This window comes from Streptomyces phytophilus, from assembly GCF_013870535.1.
GTDB lineage: Bacteria > Actinomycetota > Actinomycetes > Streptomycetales > Streptomycetaceae > Streptomyces > Streptomyces phytophilus.
On sequence record NZ_JACBXC010000983.1, the window covers coordinates 1 to 2,291 of the forward strand.

The window sequence follows — 2,291 nt, forward strand, 5'->3', positions numbered from 1 at the left end:
GCCCTCCGCGTCCCCCGCGTCCTCCCGCCGCCTCAGAAGCCCAGCCGGCGCAGCTTCTTCGGGTCCCGCTGCCAGTCCTTGGCGACCTTCACGTGGATGTCCAGGTACACCGGTGTGCCGAGCAGCGCCTCGATGTGCCCGCGGGCCTTGGTGCCGATCTCCTTGAGCCGCTTGCCCTTCGGCCCGATGACGATGCCCTTCTGGCTGTCGCGCTCGATGAACAGGTTGGCGTGGATGTCCAGCAGCGGCCGGTCCTCGGGGCGGTCCTCGCGCGGCTCCATCTCGTCGACCACCACCGCGATCGAGTGCGGCAGCTCGTCCCGTACGCCCTCCAGAGCCGCCTCCCGGATCAGCTCGGCGACCATCACCTGCTCCGGCTCGTCGGTCAGCTCCCCGTCCGGGTACAGCTCCGGGCCCTCCGGCAGCAGCGGCACCAGCAGGTCGGCGAGCAGGCCGACCTGCTTGCCCTCGACGGCGGAGACCGGCACCACCTCCGCCCACTCGAAGCCCAGGTCCTTCGCCGCCCGGTCCACGGCCACGAGCTGCGCGGCGATCGTGTCGGAGTCGGCCAGGTCCGTCTTGGTGACGACGGCGACCTTCGGGGTACGCCGCAGGGCGGCCAGCTCCCCGGCGATGTACCGGTCGCCCGGGCCGAGCTTCTCGTTCGCCGGCACGCAGAAGCCGATCACGTCGACCTCGGCCCAGGTGGCGCGCACCGCGTCGTTGAGCCGCTGGCCCAGCAGCGTGCGCGGCTTGTGGTAGCCGGGGGTGTCGACGAGCACGAGCTGCGCGTCGGGGCGGTGGACGATGCCGCGCACGGTGTGCCGGGTCGTCTGCGGCCGGCTGGAGGTGATGGCCACCTTCTGGCCGACCAGTGCGTTGGTGAGGGTCGACTTGCCGGCGTTGGGCCGGCCGACGAAGCAGGCGAAGCCGGAGCGGTGCCCGGTGTCAGGGGTGGTCATGGGGAGCATTCTCCCCGACCGCCGCCCGCCCCCGACCGCCGCGCCCGGCCTCCGCCGCACCCGGTGCGGTGCGCGGCACGCGCGAGCGCTACGCGCCCAGCAGTCGCGCGCCGCCTTCGGGGGCCAGTCCGGCGAGGATCTCGTCGATCCGCGCCAGGGTGTCCTGGTGCAGCTCCACGCGGGCCGCCGCCACGTTCTCCTCGATGTGCGCCGGCGTCCGGCTGCCCGGGATGGGCACCACGTGGTCGTCCTGGTGCAGCAGCCACGCCAGCGCGAGCTGCCCGGGCGTGAGCCCCACGTCGGCGGCGACCGCGCGCAGCGGCGCGAAGCGGTCGTGGTTGGTCTTGAGGTTCGCGGCGCCGAAGGCGCCGATGTTGCGGCGGAAGTCGCTCTCCGCGACGTCCGTCACGGAGCCGGTGAGGAAGCCCGTACCCAGCGGGCCCCAGGCGACGAGGCCGACGCCCAGCTCGCGCGCCGCGGCGTGCAGGTCCGGGTCGACCGGCGTCCACATCGACCACTGCGTCTGCACCGCCGCGACCGGGTGCACGGCGTGCGCGCGGCGCAGCTGCTTCCCGGTGACGTTGGACAGGCCCAGGTGGCGGACCTTGCCCTCGGCGACCAGCTCGGCCATCGCGCCGGCGGTGTCCTCGATCGGCACGGCGGGGTCGGGGTAGTGCACGTAGTAGAGGTCGATGCGGTCGGTGTCCAGGTTGCGCAGGGAACTCTCGGCGTAGCCGCGTACGAAACGCGGCTCGGCGTTGACCGCGAGGTGGCCGAAGGCGTAGCTGACGGGATGCGTGCGCGCCTCGGCGCCCTCGGGGAGGCTCAGTCCGAACTTCGTGGCCAGCACCACCTCGTCGCGCCGCCCCCGCAGGGCGCGGCCCACCAGGCGCTCGTTGTGCCCGCCGGGGCCGTACGCGTCGGAGGTGTCGACGTGGGTGGCGCCCGCGTCGAGCGCGGCGCGCACCGCGGCGACGCCGCGGTCGTCGTCGGTCTCGCCGTAGACGCCGGGCGAGAGCACCATCGCGCCGTAGCCGATGGCGGGGGTTTCGAGGGAGCCGAGGGTGCGGACGGGGACGGTGTTCGAAGCTGTCGTCATGCCCGCAGCCTCCGCGGAATTGCGTGGCGGCGTCCAAGACCTACGGCTATAACCGGTGGCTATGGACGTCCACGTACGTGATCTGCGCTATTTCACGGCGGTCGCGGAGGAGCTGAGCTTCACCCGCGCCGCCGAGCGGCTGTACGTCTCCCAGCCGGCGCTGTCCAAGCAGATCCGGGCGCTGGAGCGGCAGCTCGGCTTCCCCCTCTTCGAGCGGCGGCCGCGGGAGA

At 73.2% G+C, this 2,291-nt stretch carries 3 protein-coding genes; 1 reads left to right on the forward strand and 2 read right to left on the reverse strand.

The window, feature by feature from the left end; genetic code table 11:
* Positions 1–32 precede the first annotated feature (32 nt).
* Complete coding sequence (era, locus tag H5J30_RS28025) at positions 33–962, reverse strand: GTPase Era (RefSeq protein ID WP_181790087.1); 930 nt, start codon at positions 960–962, stop codon at positions 33–35.
* Between the two features lie 88 nt (positions 963–1,050).
* Positions 1,051–2,061 (reverse strand): aldo/keto reductase, encoded by a 1,011-nt coding sequence (locus H5J30_RS28030; RefSeq protein WP_181790088.1) that lies wholly within the window; start codon positions 2,059–2,061, stop codon positions 1,051–1,053.
* Between the two features lie 61 nt (positions 2,062–2,122).
* Here H5J30_RS28030 and H5J30_RS28035 point away from each other — a divergent pair.
* On the forward strand, positions 2,123–2,291 hold a 169-nt coding region (locus tag H5J30_RS28035; protein WP_181790089.1), incomplete at its 3' end, for a helix-turn-helix domain-containing protein.